The following is a 17,230-nucleotide window of genomic DNA, read 5'->3' as shown; positions in this document are numbered from 1 at the left end:
CCTTCCGTGTTGTCACTGCAGGGAATCCAGTTGGTCCACCAGTCCGCGCAGCACGTCGCGTAGCGCCGCGATGTCCCCCTCGGACGTGTTCGCCGACGTCAGCAGGCGTTCGGGTACGCAGGCGGCACGCGCCTCCAGCGCTCGCCCGGCGGGTGTCAAGGTCACCTCGACGCGGCGTTCGTCATCGGCGGCGCGCTGCCGGACCACCAGTCCGCTGTTCTCCAGCCGCTTCAGCAGCGGTGACAGCGTTCCGGAATCGAGGTGGAGTCGCCGGCCCACGTGCCCGACCGAACAGTGCTCTTCCTCCCACAGCACCAGCAGCACGAGGTACTGCGGATAGGTGATGCCGAGTTCGTCCAGCAGCGGCCGGTAGGCCGCCGTGACGGCCCGCGACGCGGAGTACAACGCGAAGCACAACTGGTCGTCGAGTCGGGCGGCCTGCACCCGACAACCTTATTGCACAATTAAATTGTGCGCAATTGATATCGCTCGGATCGCTTGTCGGTGGCCTCGTCTATCGTTTCGCAACAGTTCGATCACATGTTCTATTCATCGAACACATGATCGACTAGCATTCGAACACAGAAGCGAACGCCACCTACTCGGAGAGGCAGTCAGATGACAATTCTCGAAACTCGGCCGATCACCCGGCACGGTGCCTATGTCCAGGCCCCCGCAGCACAGCCGTCGACGGCTGCCGAGGTGTGGCCGTTGCCCCGCGATGTCGTGGTGCGCCGCCGCCGCGTGCAGCCGGCGCGTCGTCCGGCGGGTACGCCCCTGGGCCACCGCGGCACCGGCGTGCTGATGTCGCGCGCCTCGCACCGGCGTCGCCCTATCACCCCGGGCGCCACGGTGCTGCTGGCGCTGCTGGCCGGCGGGATCACGTTGTGGCTCGGGCTGGTTGCGCAGTTGGGCGGCCCCATCGAGGAGCCCGTGCAGATGCCCACCCGGCTGTCGGTGATCTACGTGCAGGACGGTGAAACGCTGCAACACATCGCACACCGGGTGGCGCCCGATGTGCCCACGGCCCCGGTGGTCGAGCGCATCCGCGAGCTCAACAAGCTCGAAACCGGCACGGTGCAGGCCGGGCAGACCCTCATCGCACCGATCGGTTGATGCCGCCTCGCCTCACCCAGGTAGGCTCGAAGACATTCGAACTCGTCCACCTGCGGTGCGGCAAAGGAGCGGTGATGCACTGTCCGTTCTGTCGTCACCCGGATTCGCGCGTCGTCGACTCCAGGGAAACCGATGAGGGCCAGGCCATCCGGCGTCGCCGATCCTGCCCGGAATGCGGGCGACGGTTCACCACCGTGGAGACCGCGGTGCTCGCGGTCGTCAAACGCAGCGGTGTCACCGAGCCGTTCAGCAGAGAGAAAGTCATCAAGGGTGTGCGCCGGGCATGCCAGGGCCGGCAGGTCGATGACGACGCGCTCAACCTTCTTGCCCAGCAGGTCGAGGATGCGGTGCGTGCCGCCGGATCGCCCGAGATTCCCAGCAACGAAGTGGGTTTGGCGATCCTCGGGCCGCTGCGCGATCTCGACGAGGTCGCCTACCTGAGGTTCGCCTCGGTGTACCGGTCGTTCACCTCGGCCGACGATTTCGAGCGCGAGATCGAGGCGCTGCGCGCGCACCGAGTCTCCACGTCCGGCTGAATCAGTCGAGTCGCACCCCGGTGTCCTCGACGACCCGGCCGGCGATCTTCACCCAACCCGTCGGATCCCACCAGGTGCGGATCTCGGATCCCTTGCCCTGCGTGATGAGCAGGTCCCGGCTCAGATAGTCGGTCATCCGCACCGCGGCCGAACCGGTGGCCTCGTCCTCGGCGATCCCGAGTTGCGGCGCGAACGTCCGCGACCGCAGCGCTCCCCGCTCGCGGTCGGTCCACGCCCACAGGTAGTGCTCGGCATCGTCGGGATACTCGGCTGGGTCCGCGGCGAGCACCTCATCGACCGACGCCAGGTCGTAGATGACCAGTTCGGGCGCCCAGTCCGAGCGCGCGCTGATCGCGGTCCATTCGCCGTCGGGTTCGGACAGATACTCCACCTGCACCAGGCCGGCCGGGACGTGCATCGTCCGGACCGGCGTGCCGCGCTGCTTGAGCCACCACGACGTGCCCACCGTCGGATGCCCCGCGAAGGGGATCTCGGTGACGGGCGTGTAGATGCGGACGTGCGCGCTCGCCGCACCGGGCTCCGGGATATCGACGAAGACGGTCTCGCTGTAGCCCAGTTCGGCGGCGACGCGCTGCCGGTCGGCCGGATCCACGGTCGCGGCATCGATCACCCCGAGCGGGTTGCCGAACTCGCCTCGTGAATCGGTGAACACCCGCAGAACGGTCACATCGACGGCCATACCCCGATGGTAGTCAGGTGGCGCTGCGCTCGTCGGCCCCCATCGCATCGAGCACGGCGACCCTGGTGCCCGGCGAGCCGGTGATGGCGCGTTCGCTGAGGCCGGCGCGCAACAGTCCGCGCAGCATCTCGTGGTCGTACTCGGCGGGAATCGTGGTGTCGACGAAGCGTTGCACCACATCGACGAATCGATGGGCATCGTCGTGGAACGGGAAATGCCCGGAGCCCTCGAAGATCTCGAGTGCCGAACCCGGCATCGCGGCGTGCGCGAGCCGGGCATGGCTGACCGGGATCACCGAATCGTGGGATCCCCAGACCAGTTGCACGGGAACGGATTCGGTCAAATAACAGCGGTCCAACATGGTGACCACCTGGCCGCGCCAGTCGACCACCGCCCGCAGCGTGCGGGCGAACGCCGCAGACGCGGTCGGTTCGGGAAGATCGGCGAGTACGCGCAGCGCATCGGGAAGATCGCGGCCCAGCCCGGTGGAACCGAGCATGGCCCCACCGACGCGTCCGATGGCCTGCAGGGCCGGCAGCACCAAGGGCAGCCGCAACAGTGCCAGCGCCTCGGTGGCCATCGGCAGCGCCGCGACGCGCAACGCCACATTGACGTCCTTGCTGACACCGCCCGCTCCGACCAGGACGAGCCGGTCCACCAGCTGAGGGAACTGGTAGGCGAACTGCATGGCCACGCCGCCGCCGAGCGAGTGGCCGACAACCGTCACCCGGTCGATGTCCAGCACGCTGAGCAGATCGCGCATGCCGTTGGCGTAGGCGGCCACCGAGTAGTCGGCGCGCGGCTTGTCGGACTGGCCATGGCCCAGCAGATCCGGGGCGATCACGGTGAACCGCCGGGCGAGCATCGACTGCACGGTGTGCCAGGTTGTCGAGTTGTCACCGATTCCGTGGATCAACAGGATCGCCGGGCCCGAGCCGGCGACCCGGAACGCACGCCGGTAGCCGTGAATGGTGCGGAACTGCAAGGTGGGGGAGATTTCCCGCACGCTGCGCAGGTTCGGTTTGCGATCGGTCATATCGGTCACTCCTCGCAATCCGGTCGCGGCGCTCGGTCAGGTGGTCTCGTCGCCGTCGGGGAAGCCCTCGCCGAACTTGCCGTCCGCCTGCTGGGCGAGGAAACGTTCGAACTCCGCACCCAGTTCGTCGCCGCTGGGAAGTTCCTCGTCACGTGCCAGCAACGAGCGATTTTCCTGAGCGGCAACGAACGCATCGTACTGACGCTCCAGCTGTGCCACCACCTGAGCGACTTCGGCGCTTGCCTCGACCTGCTCGTTGATCTTGGTGTGCACCTCGGCGGCCGCCTCACCCAGCGCATTCAGCGGGATCTGCAGCGCGCCCGCCCTGGCTGCCTCGATGAGCAGGCTCTCGGCGGCCGGCGGGTACGCGGTCTGGGCCAGGTAGTGCGGTACGTGCACGGTGAAACCGACCGCGTCGTGGCCGTGCTGGCTCATCCGGAACTCCAGCAGGCTGGACACACTCGCGGGTACCTGGACCTCGCCCACCCACGGGGTGTACTCGGCAATCAGTTCGGTGTTCGCGGAGTGCGCGGTCAGGGTGACCGGCCGGGTGTGCGGGACCGCCATCGGGATGGTGCCCAGCCCGATCGTCTGACGCACGCCGAGGCGCTCGGCCAGCAGCCGTACAGCCGTGACGAAACGCTCCCAGCGCAGGTCGGGCTCCATGCCTGCCAGCAGCAGGAATGGCGTGCCGACGCTGTCGTGCAGCGCGTACAGGTTCAGCTCGGGCTGGTCGTAGCTGCTGAAGTGATCGGTTTTGAACGTCATCATCGGCCGCCGCGACCGGTAGTCCAGCAGCTCATCGATGGCGAACGACGCGACCAGTTCGGTGTCGAGGGTGTCCTTCAGGTGCTGCGCCGCCAGCTTGATGGCGTGACCGGCATCGGAGAACCCCTCCAGCGCGTGGATCATCACGGGCCCCGTCCATCCGTGGTGGACAGTTGGGGGCAGGAAACTCCAGCTCGTACATACCGTTCTGGTCGGGCTGGTAGTGCTGTTCCTGGTTTTCGGCCATGTGGTTCACCTCCTGTTCACTAGTGTCTCGCACTTTGCCGCGGTCGTTGTGTGCGACCCCGGACATCTGTGCCAACACGGGGGAGGCGGCGGGAAGTCCCGTCAGCGCCGGAACTGGCTGAGCGCCCGCAGTTTGTTCATCACATCGAGTGCGGCGACCTTGTAGGCCTCGGAGAACGTCGGATAGTTGAACACCGCGTCCACCAGGTATTCGACGGTCCCGCCGCACCCCATGACCGCCTGGCCGATGTGCACCATCTCGGTGGCGTTCGTGCCGAAGATGTGCACACCCAGCAGACGCAGATCCTCGGTGGAGACCAGCAGCTTGAGCATGCCGTGGGAGTCGCCGGCGATCTGCCCGCGGGCCAGCTCGCGGTACCGGGACACCCCGACTTCGTAGGGCACCGATTCCTTGGTCAGATCGACCTCGGTGGCCCCGACGTAGGAGACCTCGGGGATCGAATAGATCCCGATCGGCTGGATCTCGGTGATCGAGTGGGTCGGCTCACCGAACGCGTGATAGGCCGCCAGCCGCCCCTGCTCCATCGAGGTCGCGGCCAGCGCCGGGAATCCGATGACATCGCCGACGGCGTAGATGTGGTCGACCTTGGTCTGATAGTTGTCGTCGACGAAGATCCGCCCGCGGTTGTCGGCCTCCAGGCCCGCGCTCGGCAGATCCAGGTGATCGGTCTGGCCCTGCCTGCCCGCCGAATACATCACCGTCTCCGCGGGGATCTGCTTGCCGCTGGCCAGCGTCGTCACGGTGCCGGAGGCGCCGACGTCGACGGCGGTCACCTCCTCGCCGAATCGGAAGGTGACGGCGTGATCGCGCAGGTGGAACTTGAGGGCCTCGATGATCTCCGGATCGCAGAACTCCAGCATGTTGGGGCGCTTCTCGACGACCGTGACCTTGGTGCCCAGCGCGGCGAACATCGAGGCGTACTCGATGCCGATGACGCCGGCGCCGACCACCACCATGGAGGTCGGGATGGACTTGAGGTCGAGGATGCCGTCGGAATCCAGCACCCGGTGCTCGTCGAAGTCGACGCCGGCCGGGCGGGCCGGTTTGGTGCCGGTGGCGATCACGATCTTGCGGCCGCTGACCGTGACCCGCTCGGCCCGGTTGGGATCGTCGACGTGCACGGTGTGCGCATCCAGGAAGCGGGCGTGCCCGACGTAGAGCTCGATGCGGTTGCGCATCAGCTGCGAGCGCACCACGTCGATCTCCTTGCCGATGACATGCTGGGTGCGGGCCAGCAGATCGGCGGGGGTGATGTTCTCCTTGACCCGGTAACTGGCGCCGTACAGTTCGCGCTGGTTCATCCCGGTGAGGTAGACGACCGCCTCGCGCAGGGTCTTGCTGGGGATGGTGCCGGTGTTGACGCAGACGCCGCCGAGCATGAGCCCGCGTTCGATCACCGCCACCGTCTTGCCCAGCTTGGCGGCCGCGATCGCGGCCTTCTGGCCCCCGGGGCCGGAACCGATGACGACCAGGTCGTACTCCTGCATGGAACCCATGGCTGAAGTCCTACGCCGGTAATGGCCGATCCCGATGTCTGCACGGCTAATTGCTTGTGAACAAATTCGGCACAGTCGGCTCGGGAACTCCGCCGCGGCGCCGTTCGTAGGTACGGGTATGAGACGCGCGAAGCGCAAACGCCGAAGACCGCGCCCCGACACGCCATGCTGACCGCACTGGGAATCTTGGCCGGCATCGCGGTCGTGTTGGCGATCACCGCGCTGACCGGCTACTTCGTGGCTCAGGAATTCGCCTTCATGGCCGTGGACCGGTCGCGGCTGAAGGCACGGGCACAGGCCGGGGATGCTGCGGCGGCGCGCGCGCTGAAGGTGACACGGCGCACTTCGTTCATGCTTTCCGGCGCCCAGCTCGGCATCACCGTGACCGGCCTGCTGGTCGGCTATGTCGCCGAACCGCTCATCGGTGCGGGGCTGGGCGAGCTGCTCGGCGATGTGGGCGTGCCCATCGCGGTCGGTGTCGCGATCGGCACCGTGCTGGCGGTGCTGTTCTCCACGGTGGTGCAGATGGTGTTCGGTGAGCTCTTCCCGAAGAACCTCGCCATCGCCCGGCCCGAGGCCGTCGCCGACAAGCTGGCCCTGTCCACCACCGTCTATCTCGCGGTGTTCGGTTGGCTCATCAAGCTTTTCGATGCCTCGTCGAATCTGCTGTTGCGGGCGCTGCGCATCGAACCGGTGCACGATGTCGAGCATTCGGCCACCCCGCGCGATCTGGAGCACATCGTGGCCGACTCCCGGGAGACCGGCGAACTGCCCGAGGACCTGTCCACGCTGCTGGACCGCATCCTCGATTTCCCCACCCGCAGTGCCGAACACGCGATGATCCCGCGGGCCCGGGTCGACGTGGTGCTCGCCGACGAGCCGGTGCACGCAGTCCTGGACAAGATGGCCACCGGCCACACCCGCTATCCGGTGGTGGGCGGATCCGCGGATGACCTGATCGGCGTCGTGCATCTGCACGACCTGCTCGGTGCCGTCGATCCGGGTGCCACCGCGGCCTCGATGAGCCGGCAGGCGGTCATCCTGCCGACCACGCTGCCGCTGCCCTCGGCGTTGCGCACCCTCAACGCGGCGCGCGACGAAATGGCTTTGGTGATCGATGAATACGGCGGTTTCGCCGGGGTGCTCACCATGGAGGATCTGGCCGAGGAACTCGTCGGCGAGATCGACGACGAGCACGACGGTGCGGGCGCCGACGACGATATCGTCGCGACCCCCGAGGGCTGGCTGGTGCGCGGTGACGTCGCGCTCGACGAGGTCAGCCGCGCCGTCGGTCACGATCTTCCCGAGGGTGACTACGAGACGCTCGCCGGTCTGATCATCGCCGAGTTCGGCGGTCTGCCCGCCGTCGGCGACAGCATCACCGTCGATCTCGGCGTGGAACCGGCCGAACTGATCGCCGAGGACCCGCCCGTCGCGCGGCAACTGCACGCGACCGTGCGGGGCGTCGACAAGCACGTTCCGGCAAGTGTTCTGGTGGAGGTGCGATGAGCAACCCATGGGTGGTCGCGCTCGTCACCGCGCTGCTGATCGCGTCGAGCGCCTTCTTCGTCGCGGTGGAGTTCGCACTGATCGCGGCGCGGCGGCATCGCCTCGAAGACGCCGCCCCGCGCAGCCGCTCGGCACGCGCGGCGCTGCGTTCGGCCTCGGAGCTCTCGGTGTTGCTGGCCGGGTCCCAGCTCGGCATCACCGTCTGCACCCTGGCCCTCGGTGCCATCACCAAACCCGCTGTGCACCATTGGCTCACACCCGCGATCGCGGGCTGGGGCGCACCGGCCTGGCTGGCCGACGTGGGCGGTTTCGTGCTCGCGCTGATCATCGTCACCTTCCTGCACCTCGTGGTCGGTGAGATGGCACCGAAATCCTGGGCGATCGCCCATCCCGAGCGGTCGGCGACCCTGCTGGCACTCCCGATGCGGGCCTTCATGTGGGTGACGCGTCCACTGATCGGCGCACTGAACCAACTGGCCAACTGGTGCCTGAAGAAGGTGGGCGTCGACCCGGTCGATCAGGTCGCCACCGGCCAGGATCCGGATGCCCTGCGGCACCTGGTCGAGCACTCGGCGACCGTCGGCACCCTCGACGAGCGCTATCACGGTCACCTGCTGAGCGCGCTGGAGCTGCAGGCGCTGACGATCGGTGACATGGTCCGCGACGGCGCCGCACCCAGCGGCGTGGCCCTCGATGCCACACCCGCCCAGATCCAGACCCGGTCACGGGCCACCGGCCATCTGCGGCTGCTGGTGGAGGGCGACGGTGTGGTGCACGTGCGCGACACGGTGAATGCGCCGAGCACGATCACCGCCGCCGACCTCATGCGGCCGGCGCTGAAACTGGCGGCCGACACCCCGGTGTATGCCGCGCTGCGCACCATGCGGGAGACCCGCAGTCATCTCGTGGTGGTCGTCGACGACGGCCGGGTCCGTGGACTCATCACGCTGGCCGATGTCCTGGAAAGGCTGCTGCCGACCGCGGACTCGGCGAGCTGACCGGCTTCCTCCACAATTACGGATTCGTGCACAGCCGGCCGCCACGCGAGGGTGCTGGCCCGGTTTCCGGTGGGCGCCGCCCGTCACCGTGGAGCGCATGACAACACAATCTCGCGGTTTCGACATCGGTCGACCCGCCTCGCTGATCGCCGCACTGCCCGCCGTGTTGGGCTTCGTCCCCGAGCACTCGCTGGCGGTGGTGACCGTCGATGATGCCGAACTGGGCTGTGTGATGCGGGTCGACCTGTCACCCGGTCTGGCCGAGAACACCGGCCAGCTGGCCGAGGTGATCGGTGCGGCGGCCCCCGATCAGGCGATCGCGGTGGTCATCGACGAGTTCGGCGCCGACTGCGAGGCCTGCGGCACCGATCACGAGGTGCTGGCCGACTCGCTGTCGCGGTCGTTGGCGGCCGAAGGGGTCGAGCTGCTCGCGGTGCTGGTGGTCGACCGGGTGGCCGCGGGCGGGCGGTGGTTCTGCGCCGACGGATGCGGCGCTCACGGTGAGGTCGACGACCCCGGGGCCTCACCGCTGGCGGCGGCCGCGGTGCTGGACGGCCGCCGGCTCTACAGGCGCCGCGCCGACCTGCAGCAGGTCATCGCGGTCACCGACACCGATCGCTGTGCGCGCCTCGCCGAGGCCATCGCCAACCACGGGGCGATCCGGCTGACGACCAGGACCGCGCGGGAGGCCGTGCATGCGGCGATGGCCGCCGCGGCCCGCCTCGCCGACGGGATCGAACCGGCCGATGCGGAGCTGGTGACGGTGGTCTGTGCGCTGGCCGATCCGCAGGTCCGCGACACCCTGTACGCCTTGGCGGTGGGCGATTGTGCCGCTGCGGCCGAGTCGTTGTGGGCGCTGATGGCGCGGGTACTGCCGCAGGGCCGGCGCCCCGACGCGTTGTCGCTGCTGGCCTTCTCGGCCTATGCGCGCGGCGACGGTCCGCTGGCCGGTATCGCCCTGGAGGAGGCCGTGCGCATCGATCCGGCGCACCGGATGGCGGCCATGCTCGACAGCGCGCTGCAGTCGGGCATGCGCCCGGAACAGATCCGTGGGATGGCGTTGTCCGGCTACCGCACCGCCGGCAAGCTCGGTGTGCGGCTGCCGCCGCGGCTCGCGTTCGGTCAGCGAGCCGGCTGAACACCGGCCTCGCTCAGACCTTTTCGACCTTCACGGCGTGCGCCATGTGATGGGGCAGCTCGACTTCCTGGTGCCCGGGGATCAGGATCAGCACACCGCCGTGCTCGCTGGGATCGTCGGTGACCTGGACGGTGACGCGTGCGTTGGGGACCACACCGGCCTCCTTCAGGCGGCCGATCAGCTCGACGTCGCCCTGCACGTGCTCGGTGAGTTGGCGAACCACCACCGCGACCGGTGAACCGGCCGGCAGTTCGGTGAGGCGGACCAGGCTGGCGTCCTCGCCGTTGCCGGTGCCGCCGAAGCCGAGCTCGGACAGCCCCGGGATGGGGTTACCGAACGGCGAGGTGGTCGGGTTGTCGAGCACCTGGACCAGCCGGCGCTCCACGTCTTCGCTCATGACGTGCTCCCAGCGGCAGGCCTCGGCGTGGACTTCCTCCCAGGGCAGGCCGATCACGTCCACCAGCAGCCGCTCGGCGAGACGGTGCTTGCGCATCACGGAGACCGCGAGATAGCGGCCCTTTTCGGTGAGTTCGAGGTGGCGATCGCCGGCCACGTGCAGCAGTCCGTCGCGCTCCATCCGGGACACGGTCTGGCTGACCGTCGGACCGCTCTGCTCGAGCCGTTCGGCGATCCGAGCACGCAGCGGAACCACTCCCTCTTCTTCGAGGTCGTAGATGGTCCGCAGGTACATCTCGGTGGTATCGATGAGATCGTTCATGCCCTACCTTCCAGGCCCTGCCGTCAGATTCCCAGTCTAGCCGTCCGGCTGCCTGAACAGGGGTGCAACATCCCCTGCGACGCTGTGATGCCCGCCGCGGGTCGCGGCGGGCATCACTGTGGTGCGGGTCTGCGGTCAGCTGGCGTAGGAACGCAGCCGCTCGGCACGGTCCCCGTTGCGCAGCTTGGACATCACTTCGCGCTCGATCTGGCGGACCCGTTCCCGGGACAGACCGAACAGCTTGCCGATCTGGTCCAGGGTGCGGGGCTGCCCGTCGTCGAGGCCGAAGCGCAACCGGATCACCTGCTGCTCACGCTCGTCGAGGGTGGCCAGCACATACCGGATATCGGTGTGCAGCAGCTCGGAGATGACCGCGTTCTCGGCGGACATGGCGTTCTCGTCCTCGATGAAGTCACCCAGCGGGGCTTCCTCATCGCTGCCGACCGGCATGTCGAGGCTCACCGGGTCGCGGCTGTGCTCCAGCAGATCGGCGATCTTCTCGGCCGGGATGCCCGACTCCTCGGCCAGCTCCTCGTCGGTGGCCTCGCGGCCGAGGTTCTGGTGCATCTCGCGCTTGATCCTGGCCAGCTTGTTGACCTGCTCGACGAGGTGGACGGGCAGCCGGATGGTGCGGCTCTGATCGGCCATACCGCGAGTGATGGCCTGCCGGATCCACCAGGTGGCGTAGGTCGAGAACTTGAATCCCTTGGCGTAGTCGAACTTCTCCATGGCGCGGATCAGTCCGAGGTTGCCCTCCTGGATCAGGTCCAGCAGCGGCATACCGCGGCCGGTGTAGCGCTTGGCCAGCGACACCACGAGGCGCAGGTTGGCCTCCAACAGGTGCCGACGGGCCGCGTCACCATCACGTACGACGGCGGCCAGGTCGCGCTTGCGGGCGTCACCGAGACGCTTCTTGGTGTTCAGCACATGCTGGGCGAACAGGCCGGCTTCGATGCGCTTGGCGAGCTCGACTTCGTCGGCGGCGGTCAGCAGCGCGGTCTTACCGATGCCGTTGAGGTACACCCGGACAAGGTCGGCAGCTGGGCTCTGGGCGTCCAGATCGGAATCGAAGCGGCTTGCGGTGGCGATCGCCATTTACGGCCTCCTGCTCGGTTGAACTGTCATGACGTACAACGCCCGAGGGTGCCTCAGAGTTCCCGCCCGGTCTCGGTGGCATACCACTTGACCTGCGGTTTCAAACCTCTGACCTGAGAATGTCCTGAGAAGTGGAGAAGATGCCGCTCAGCCGGGAACGCCGGGTTCGCCACCGGCGCTCGGGGTCGGCCGGACCGGTGGCTGCAGCGCCGGACGTTCGGCGGTGGGGAACAACGGAGTGCGTCTGGGGCCGGCGTCCTGGTATCGGCGCGGCTCGCTTGCGCTGCGCGGCGGACGGTCATTGGCGATCAGCACAGCGATCCAGGGCAACGGGATGGAGACCAGCAGGATTGCCAGTGAGATCAACCCGTTGTGCCAGATCCCGTAGGCGCCGGCGGCCAGGATCAGGGCCGGGATGCGGAAAGCCATGATCTTCAGGTACTTGCGGACACGTGCGCGGTGCTGCTCGTCCTGGGGGAGTGCAGCGCGGGTGATGAGGACCGGGCGACCTTCGTCGTCGAAACTCAGCTCGGGGCCGTGTTTCATACCTCCACTGTTGCACATCTTCTGGCGCGTGGGGTGGCCGGTCTCGGGCACAATGGAGCAATGCAGACCCAGACCATCGAGCGGCCGGATACCGACGAGCGCGTCGACGACGGGACCGACGACGACACCCCCAAGTTCTTCCACTATGTGAAGAAGGAAAAGATCACCGAAAGTGCCGTCATGGGCACGCATGTCGTGGCGCTGTGCGGTGAGGTCTTTCCAGTGACCAAGTCGGCCAAGCCGGGTTCTCCGGTCTGCCCCGACTGCAAGCGAATCTACGAGCAGCTCAAGAAGTAGCGTTCTTCTCGGTCTTCCCCGCGATCCACACGCGCAACCGTCGGGCATGGGTGTCCGGGGCCGGCCACTCCTCCTGGATCGCGGCGTTGAGTTCCGCGCCGATCATCACGGCGAAGCCGGCCAGGAACGCAAACAGCAGAAACGCGATCGGCGTCGCGAGTGCGCCGTAGGTGTAGCCGGTCGCGGTGATCCAGCTCAGATAGAACCGCAGGCTGAAGGTGGCGATCAGGAACACCGCGGTCGCCAGCACGGCACCGACCACCAGTCGGTGGGTGGGCAGCGGGCTGGGCAGTGACACCCGGTAGAGCACGGTCACCACCAGGATCAGCGCGATCACCAGCACCGGGTAGTACCCGTACTGCAGCACATGCGACCAGCTGTCCGGGATGTAGGTGGTGATCTTGCGCGGGCCCAGCGCGATGAACGGCGCCGTCAGCACCGCGCTCACCAGCATGATCACGTACAGCCCGAGTGCGAAGAAGCGCTGCCGCACCGGATGGCGCAGCGGCGTCTGGTCATGCGCCTCGACCACCGAGTCCACGAATGCCGACACCGCCGAGGATCCCGCCCACAGCGAGATGACGAATCCCAGCGACACGACCTCACCGCGGGCGGACCGCACGATGTCATAGATGGTGGGCGCGATGATCTCGTTGACCACGTTCTCGGAGAAGAACCGTTCCGAGGTGCCGATGAGCTGATTCTCGATGGTCGGCAGGGTGTCCGGACCGAACAGCGGTGCCAGGTAGGCCAGGCTGCCGAGCATGCCCAGCAGCAGTGGCGGTAGCGACAACGCGCACCAGAACGCGGCCTGGGCGGCTTCGGAGAAGATCGAGTCGTCCCACGATTTGCTCAGGGTGCGTTTGGTGATCGGCCAGACATGATGACGTGATGGCTTTGCCGGGGACTGATCGGTCATCACCAGACCAGCATTCCCGACGATGGACTCCGCCGCCCGAGAGCACCGGGCGCGCGGGTCGCTAGGCGTCGACTGCGCTGACCTCGATCACGGCAGCCAGCTCGATCAGCTTGGCTTCGTGTTCGTTGGCGTGGTGCTGGCAGAACAACAGTTCGGCGCCGGACGGCAGCTTCGCGCGTACACGCGCGGCGGCACCACAGCGGTCGCAGCGATCGGCCCGGGTCAGTTCCGGACTTATCAGAGTTGCGTTCACGGCACATCCTCCGTTCAGCTTTGGTGCGTATGTCTACTGTGTCAGACGTTTTCGGTTCTGGCCTTGTTCCCCGGGGGTTCACCGGTGTGTCGTGTCTCACTGCGGTCGCGTTACCGGGGGCGCAAGCTGGAAATCATGACTACCCAGAACGCTGTCCTCGTGCACCTGTGCGGCGACCAGGAATGGCAGCGCGCGTCGGAGGTCGGTGAGCACCGCCCCGCAACGCTGGCCGAAGCCGGTTTCATTCATCTGTCGTCCCCTGAGCAGGTTCATTTGCCGGCCAACCGTCTGTACGCGGGCCGCACTGATCTCGTGTTGCTGCGCATCGATCCTTCCCGGCTTGCCGATCCGGTCCGCTGGGAGCCGGGAGTGCCGACCGATCCTGAATCGATGCTGTTCCCACACCTGTACGGGCCGTTGCCCGCTGATGCTGTGACAAGTGTCACGCGTTATCTGCCCGCCGCGGACGGCTCTTTCGCTGAGTTGCCGGCGCCTCCCGAATAGCCCACGGCCGCCTCGAAATCCACGCCGCCATCGTAGACGCGGAAGCTGGGACGTTAGGTTGGGGGAGTGAGTGCATCCGGGCGCGTCGCGGTGGTGACCGGCGCCAGTCGTGGCGCCGGCCGCGGTATCGCGACGGCCCTCGGCGCCCACGGTTGGCGGGTCTACGTCACCGGCCGCTCCATCGCAGATTCCGGCACCGCTGAACTGGTCAGCGCGGCCGGCGGCGTCGGGGTGGCGGTGCCGGTCGACCATGCCGACGACGACGCGGTGGCGCAGTTGTTCGCCCGTGTGCGTGACGACAACGGCGGGCTGGACCTGTTGGTCAACAACGCCGCCGTGATCCACGACGAGCTCACCGGAGCGAAGCCCTTCTGGGAGAAGCCTGTCGGACTGGGCGACGTGCTCGACGTCGGGTTGCGCTCGGCCTACGTCGCGTCCTGGCACGCGGCGCCCCTGTTGATCACCCGGCCGCGCGGGCTGATCGCCTTCACCTCCTCGCCGGGTTCGGTCTGCTACATGCACGGCCCCGCCTACGGCGCGCAGAAGGCGGGCATCGACAAGATGGCGGCCGATATGGCCGTCGATTTCGGCGATACCTCGGTGGCCTGCGTGTCCATCTGGATGGGCATCCTGCTGACAGAACGGCTGCGCTCGGCGTTCGCCGGCACACCGGATGCGCTGGCGGCGACCGCCCGGCACGCCGAAACCCCGGAGTTCACCGGGCATCTGATCGATGCGCTGTTCGCCGATCCGGAACTGGCCGCCCTGAGCGGGCAGACACTGATCGCCGCCGAACTGGCCAACCGCTACGGGATCACCGACGAGGACGGGCGCCGTCCGCCGTCGCACCGCGAAATGCTCGGTTCGCCAAGAGAACCCAGCGCCGTGGTGATTCGCTGATTAACAAATGCCGATGACTTTGTAAACTGACTGACTGTGGCAATACTGTCCGGCTTCGCGCCGTGGATCGTCTACTGGATTCTGGTCGGCAACGTGCCCTTCACGGCTGCGGTGCTGGTGGCACTCGCGGTCGCGGTGGCCTCCTATGTCATCGGGCGGGTGCGTGGCAGCGCGGCCCGCACCCTGGAGGTCGGCGCCATCGCCACCTTCGCCGTCCTGACGGTGCTGACCCTCACCGTCAGCCAGGTCTTCATGGAGCGCTGGCTCCAGCCGCTTAGCAGCCTCGGCATCTTTCTGGTCGCGCTCATCGGCGTGCTGGTGGGCAGGCCGTTCGTGCGCGAGTTCGCCGAAGCCGATCAGCCGGCCGAAGTGATCAAGAGCGAACTGTTCGCCGCGATCACGACCCGGATCACCTGGATCTGGGTGGCAGCGTTCGCCGGGATGACGATCTCCTCGGCGATCCCGCCGATCGTGTACGGCGACGCGACGATCCTGGACACCAAGACCCCGCTGTCGTTCGTCTGTTACTGGGTGCTGCCGTTCGCGCTGCTCGGTGCGGCGGTGCTGGGGGGCCGGGTGCTGACCGAACGGATGGTCGCCGAGGCCACCAGCCCGCACACCGCCCGGCGCAGCACCTTCGTCGCGTTCAAGGAACTCGAGATCGACCAGCTCTACTACCTTGCCCGCGAACGCGCCGAGCGTGAGGCAGGCCCCGATCTGGAGGCCTACGACGTCAAGCTGGGTAGCCAGGGAGTGCCGCTGACCGGCGACGAGTCGCGCGAGTCATGGCCGATGAGCTACAAACTGCGCGAGCGCCGCGTCAAGCACTAGTCCAGGTAGTCGCGCAGCACCTGGGAGCGGCTCGGGTGGCGCAGCTTGCTCATCGTCTTGGACTCGATCTGACGGATGCGCTCGCGGGTGACGCCGTAGACCTGGCCGATCTCGTCGAGGGTGCGGGGCTGGCCGTCGGTCAGCCCGAACCGCAGCCGGACCACGCCGGCCTCGCGCTCGGACAGTGTCTCCAGCACCGACTGCAGCTGATCCTGCAGCAGCGTGAAACTCACCGCGTCAACGGCCACCACGGCCTCGGAGTCCTCGATGAAGTCGCCGAGCTGGCTGTCGCCCTCGTCGCCGATGGTCTGGTCCAGCGAGATGGGCTCACGGGCGTACTGCTGGATCTCCAGCACCTTCTCCGGCGTGATGTCCATTTCCTTGGCGAGCTCTTCGGGCGTGGGCTCGCGACCCAGGTCCTGCAGCAGTTCGCGCTGGATGCGGCCGAGCTTGTTGATCACCTCGACCATGTGCACCGGAATGCGGATGGTGCGGGCCTGATCGGCCATGGCGCGGGTGATGGCCTGCCGGATCCACCAGGTGGCGTACGTGGAGAACTTGTAGCCCTTGGTGTAGTCGAACTTCTCGACCGCGCGGATCAGACCGAGGTTGCCCTCCTGGATGAGGTCCAGGAACGCCATGCCGCGGCCGGTGTAGCGCTTGGCCAGCGAGACCACCAGGCGCAGGTTGGCTTCGAGCAGGTGGTTCTTGGCCCGGTCACCGTCGCGACAGATCCACTGCATATCGCGGCGCTGGGCCGCGGGCAGCTTCTCGCCCTTCTCGGTCAGCTCGGTCATCAGCTGAGTCGCGTACAACCCGGCCTCGATGCGCTTGGCGAGCTCGACTTCCTCTTCGGCGTTGAGCAGCGCCACCTTGCCGATCTGCTTCAGATAGGCACGGACCGAGTCCGCGGAGGCGGTGAGCTCGGCATCCTTGCGTGCCTGGCGCAGCGCCTCGGATTCCTCTTCATCCCAGACAAAGTCACCGGATGCCTTGTCCTTCTCGGACGGCTCGGCGATCTCCTCATCGGCCTTGGCGGCGGGCTTGGCCTTGGCGCCGTCGGTGGCTTCTGCCTCGTCACCGTCGGCTTCGGCCTCTTCGGAGTCCTCGGCGTCGTCCTCGATCTCGTCGTCCTCGATCTCGACATCCTCGACGTCGAGGACGTCGCCGGGCTCCGCTTCGAGATCGTCGGTGGCCTCGATGTCTTCGCCATCGGTGACGCCCTCGGCGGACTCGTCCTTTTTGGTGCGGGACGCGGCACCCTTGGCCGGGGCCTTCTTGGCGGGAGCTTTCTTGGCGGCCCGCTTGGCAGGCGCCTTTGCAGCGGCCTTGGCGGGCGCCTTCTTTGCAGGCGTCTTGGTTGCGGTGGGCGTTACCAGCTCATCGGTTGCCGGGCTGGTCTTTGTCGCTGCCACGTACACCCTCTCGGTCTTGCGGATCCGATGGCGCGCGCAGGCGTCACCGAAAATCGTCGGCTGTCTCGAATATTGGCGTTGATCTCTGCTCGGATATCCGCCGCTATCTCGGTAGGCGGCCGCCATTGACCATTGTAACGACAGTGTGGGCGCGCGCTGCGCCGAGCGGCAAATTTGACTCGGCGCG

19 protein-coding genes and 1 pseudogene are annotated in these 17,230 nt (G+C 67.3%); 9 read left to right on the top strand and 11 right to left on the bottom strand.

The features are described 5' to 3' along the window. Positions 1–12: 12 nt before the first annotated feature. Positions 13–444, bottom strand: a complete 432-nt coding sequence (locus tag EXE63_RS31975; RefSeq protein WP_168145286.1) for a MarR family winged helix-turn-helix transcriptional regulator — start codon at positions 442–444, stop codon at positions 13–15. Between the two features lie 174 nt (positions 445–618). On the opposite strand from EXE63_RS31975, the gene EXE63_RS31970 reads away from it, so the two are divergent. Next, positions 619–1,116, top strand: coding sequence for a LysM peptidoglycan-binding domain-containing protein (locus EXE63_RS31970; RefSeq protein WP_168145285.1), 498 nt, complete (start codon positions 619–621; stop codon positions 1,114–1,116). Between the two features lie 74 nt (positions 1,117–1,190). Then, positions 1,191–1,652 (top strand): transcriptional regulator NrdR, encoded by a 462-nt coding sequence (gene nrdR / locus EXE63_RS31965; RefSeq protein ID WP_105361640.1) that lies wholly within the window; start codon positions 1,191–1,193, stop codon positions 1,650–1,652. 1 nt (position 1,653) lies between these two features. On the opposite strand, the gene EXE63_RS31960 is transcribed toward nrdR, so the two are convergent. The 4 genes and pseudogenes from EXE63_RS31960 to sthA form a co-directional block, all read right to left on the bottom strand. Beyond that, a complete protein-coding gene (locus EXE63_RS31960; RefSeq protein ID WP_168145284.1) occupies positions 1,654–2,352 on the bottom strand; it encodes a PhzF family protein in 699 nt (232 codons plus the stop codon). Positions 2,353–2,365: 13 nt separating this feature from the next. Then, positions 2,366–3,388: an alpha/beta fold hydrolase gene (locus EXE63_RS31955; RefSeq protein WP_168145283.1), complete on the bottom strand. Its 1,023-nt coding sequence runs from the start codon at positions 3,386–3,388 to the stop codon at positions 2,366–2,368. 36 nt (positions 3,389–3,424) lie between these two features. Further along, positions 3,425–4,403: pseudogene (locus EXE63_RS31950) on the bottom strand (proteasome assembly chaperone family protein). A gap of 101 nt (positions 4,404–4,504) precedes the next feature. After that, positions 4,505–5,911, bottom strand: coding sequence for a Si-specific NAD(P)(+) transhydrogenase (gene sthA / locus EXE63_RS31945; protein WP_168145892.1), 1,407 nt, complete (start codon positions 5,909–5,911; stop codon positions 4,505–4,507). A 174-nt stretch (positions 5,912–6,085) separates the two neighbouring features. On the opposite strand from sthA, the gene EXE63_RS31940 reads away from it, so the two are divergent. The 3 genes from EXE63_RS31940 (at position 6,086) to EXE63_RS31930 (ending at position 9,565) form a co-directional block, all read left to right on the top strand. After that, complete coding sequence (locus EXE63_RS31940) at positions 6,086–7,429, top strand: hemolysin family protein (protein ID WP_168145282.1); 1,344 nt, start codon at positions 6,086–6,088, stop codon at positions 7,427–7,429. Continuing rightward, entirely contained in the window at positions 7,426–8,427 is a 1,002-nt protein-coding gene (locus tag EXE63_RS31935; RefSeq protein WP_168145281.1) for a CNNM domain-containing protein, read from the top strand. Before EXE63_RS31940 ends, EXE63_RS31935 begins: the two co-directional genes overlap by 4 nt. A gap of 97 nt (positions 8,428–8,524) precedes the next feature. Further along, positions 8,525–9,565, top strand: a complete 1,041-nt coding sequence (locus tag EXE63_RS31930) for a DUF4192 domain-containing protein (protein ID WP_168145280.1) — start codon at positions 8,525–8,527, stop codon at positions 9,563–9,565. A 13-nt stretch (positions 9,566–9,578) separates the two neighbouring features. On the opposite strand, the gene EXE63_RS31925 is transcribed toward EXE63_RS31930, so the two are convergent. The 3 genes from EXE63_RS31925 to EXE63_RS31915 form a co-directional block, all read right to left on the bottom strand. Further along, positions 9,579–10,283, bottom strand: coding sequence for an iron-dependent transcriptional repressor DtxR (locus EXE63_RS31925; protein WP_168145279.1), 705 nt, complete (start codon positions 10,281–10,283; stop codon positions 9,579–9,581). Between the two features lie 135 nt (positions 10,284–10,418). Next, the gene (locus EXE63_RS31920; RefSeq protein ID WP_057168796.1) at positions 10,419–11,378 is read right to left on the bottom strand and encodes a sigma-70 family RNA polymerase sigma factor; all 960 of its coding nucleotides are present in this window, start codon (positions 11,376–11,378) and stop codon (positions 10,419–10,421) included. Positions 11,379–11,525: 147 nt separating this feature from the next. Further along, positions 11,526–11,924 (bottom strand): DUF3099 domain-containing protein, encoded by a 399-nt coding sequence (locus EXE63_RS31915; RefSeq protein ID WP_234904347.1) that lies wholly within the window; start codon positions 11,922–11,924, stop codon positions 11,526–11,528. Positions 11,925–11,984: 60 nt separating this feature from the next. Here EXE63_RS31915 and EXE63_RS31910 point away from each other — a divergent pair, with 60 nt between their 5' ends. Then, positions 11,985–12,221: a DUF3039 domain-containing protein gene (locus EXE63_RS31910; RefSeq protein ID WP_168145278.1), complete on the top strand. Its 237-nt coding sequence runs from the start codon at positions 11,985–11,987 to the stop codon at positions 12,219–12,221. Here the strand turns inward: EXE63_RS31910 and EXE63_RS31905 are convergent. Both EXE63_RS31905 and EXE63_RS31900 read right to left on the bottom strand, forming a co-directional pair. After that, positions 12,211–13,140 (bottom strand): YihY/virulence factor BrkB family protein, encoded by a 930-nt coding sequence (locus EXE63_RS31905; RefSeq protein WP_168145277.1) that lies wholly within the window; start codon positions 13,138–13,140, stop codon positions 12,211–12,213. The two genes, EXE63_RS31910 and EXE63_RS31905, sit on opposite strands and share 11 nt — an antisense overlap. Before the next feature lie 61 nt (positions 13,141–13,201). Continuing rightward, a complete protein-coding gene (locus tag EXE63_RS31900) occupies positions 13,202–13,393 on the bottom strand; it encodes a DUF7455 domain-containing protein (RefSeq protein WP_105361684.1) in 192 nt (63 codons plus the stop codon). Positions 13,394–13,528: 135 nt separating this feature from the next. Between EXE63_RS31900 and EXE63_RS31895 the strand changes: the two genes are divergently transcribed. The 3 genes from EXE63_RS31895 to EXE63_RS31885 all read left to right on the top strand — a co-directional run bounded on the left by EXE63_RS31895 (position 13,529) and on the right by EXE63_RS31885 (position 15,628). Further along, the gene (locus EXE63_RS31895; protein ID WP_168145276.1) at positions 13,529–13,897 is read left to right on the top strand and encodes a DUF952 domain-containing protein; all 369 of its coding nucleotides are present in this window, start codon (positions 13,529–13,531) and stop codon (positions 13,895–13,897) included. A gap of 66 nt (positions 13,898–13,963) precedes the next feature. Further along, positions 13,964–14,797, top strand: a complete 834-nt coding sequence (locus EXE63_RS31890) for an SDR family NAD(P)-dependent oxidoreductase (RefSeq protein ID WP_168145275.1) — start codon at positions 13,964–13,966, stop codon at positions 14,795–14,797. Positions 14,798–14,833: 36 nt separating this feature from the next. Next, on the top strand, positions 14,834–15,628 hold the full coding sequence (locus tag EXE63_RS31885) for a hypothetical protein (RefSeq protein ID WP_168145274.1): 795 nt from the start codon (positions 14,834–14,836) through the stop codon (positions 15,626–15,628). Here the strand turns inward: EXE63_RS31885 and EXE63_RS31880 are convergent. Further along, positions 15,625–17,043, bottom strand: coding sequence for an RNA polymerase sigma factor (locus EXE63_RS31880; protein WP_234904346.1), 1,419 nt, complete (start codon positions 17,041–17,043; stop codon positions 15,625–15,627). The two genes, EXE63_RS31885 and EXE63_RS31880, sit on opposite strands and share 4 nt — an antisense overlap. Positions 17,044–17,230 lie beyond the last annotated feature (187 nt).

Source organism: Mycolicibacterium frederiksbergense, from assembly GCF_012223425.1.
Classification (GTDB): domain Bacteria; phylum Actinomycetota; class Actinomycetes; order Mycobacteriales; family Mycobacteriaceae; genus Mycobacterium; species Mycobacterium frederiksbergense.
Note: the sequence above shows the minus strand (reverse complement) of the source record. Positions and strands in the feature narration are given on the sequence as shown.